This window comes from Streptomyces sp. 150FB (genome assembly GCF_000818195.1).
Lineage (GTDB): Bacteria > Actinomycetota > Actinomycetes > Streptomycetales > Streptomycetaceae > Streptomyces.
In genome coordinates, this window is sequence record NZ_JTHL01000001.1 from 8646211 (window position 1) to 8647522 (window position 1312).

At 66.5% G+C, this 1312-nt stretch carries 2 protein-coding genes; one reads left to right on the forward strand and one right to left on the reverse strand.

The features are described from left to right. The first annotated feature begins 22 nt into the window (after nucleotides 1–22). On the forward strand, nucleotides 23–469 hold the full coding sequence (locus QR77_RS37110; RefSeq protein WP_040026371.1) for a DUF1772 domain-containing protein: 447 nt from the start codon (nucleotides 23–25) through the stop codon (nucleotides 467–469). Between the two features lie 42 nt (nucleotides 470–511). Here QR77_RS37110 and QR77_RS37115 read toward each other — a convergent pair whose 3' ends face one another. After that, nucleotides 512–832, reverse strand: a complete 321-nt coding sequence (locus tag QR77_RS37115) for a hypothetical protein (RefSeq protein WP_040026372.1) — start codon at nucleotides 830–832, stop codon at nucleotides 512–514. Nucleotides 833–1312 lie beyond the last annotated feature (480 nt).

Below are 1312 nucleotides of genomic sequence, written 5' to 3' on the forward strand. Positions count from 1 at the left end.
ACTAGATCCAGAAGAGGTCATCATGCTCGACGCACTTGAGGTCTTCACCACCGTGGTCGTCGGTCTGATGGTGGGGGTGGAGTTCTCCGTCGCCTTCGTCATGAACCCGATTTTCAACGGACTCCCCGGCGACGGCGGCCAACTCGGCCGCGCCCACGGGGGCCGGATGCTCGGCGCCGTGATGCCGTTCTGGTACATCGGCTCGCTGGTCCTGAGCGCGGTCTGGGCCGTCGCCGGATGGCACCACCCCGGCGCCGGCCTCGTCGTCATCGCCGCCGCGTTGCTGATCCTGAGCGTGATCATGTCGATCCTGCTGCTCGTCCCGATCAACAACCTGAGCAAGACGTGGACCCCCGAGAACCGGCCCGACGACTGGAAGGAACAGACGAACCGCTGGGACCGCTTCCACTACATCCGCGTCGCCGTCATAGTCGCCGCCTTCGCCCTCCTGGCCACCGCCCTAGCCTGAGCCACCGGCCCGACCCCGCGCCGGTGGCGCACTCCCGACAAGCTAGGCCCCTCGATGACCCCCGCGGTCCCACGCCGAATCTGTGGCCAGGGCGTTGTCCCAGCGGCCGACGCGGCAGATGGCATCGATCTCACCGAAGCGACGGTCCAGGGCCCGAAGTTCGCGCAGATCCTCGGGCTCGAAGGCTCCGCGCTCCGCGAGGCCTTCGGAGGCGCGGCAGAGCAACTCCACCTCCCCAACGACATCTTTAGCCTCCTGCTCGTGGTCCCCCAGCCAGGCAAGCTGATCCTGGGTGTCCGCTGCTAGGAGGGCCATAAAGCGACGCGTCCAGGAATGCAGGTGCGCATCACCGAGCTGCTTCATGCATGCAGGGTCGCATCTATCTCCCGCCACCGTGTTTGATGCCACGGAGTGCGGCAACGGCCGCAGAGTTAGAAGTGCGATTGCTGCTGCCGCCCTCCCGAAGGCGGTCACATCTACTGTCCGTTCGGATACAAAGCCACTGACCTGATGGCCCAGTGGGGGTGGGATGGTCTCCGGCAACCGCTTCTGCGTCGATGGACACGGCAGACGGGCCTGCCAGCCTCCCACTGCCCTTTTCCCACCCACATGCCTCACCCCCAGTCACATCCACACCAGGCCATGGGGTCATGGACTCGCCGGGGTGCACCTCGTCCGATCGGCCGTCAGCCAAGGTCTCTCCTGCGTCTGTCGGCGCTCACCACACCTCCCCAACCGATCCTCCCCGTCACCACGGCCTGCTCGCGGACGCTTGGCCGAGTGGGATGGGGCAGTGATCCCTTCGTGCGTGCCCCGCAGGGCAAGCAAGTGGCAGTCGGGAGC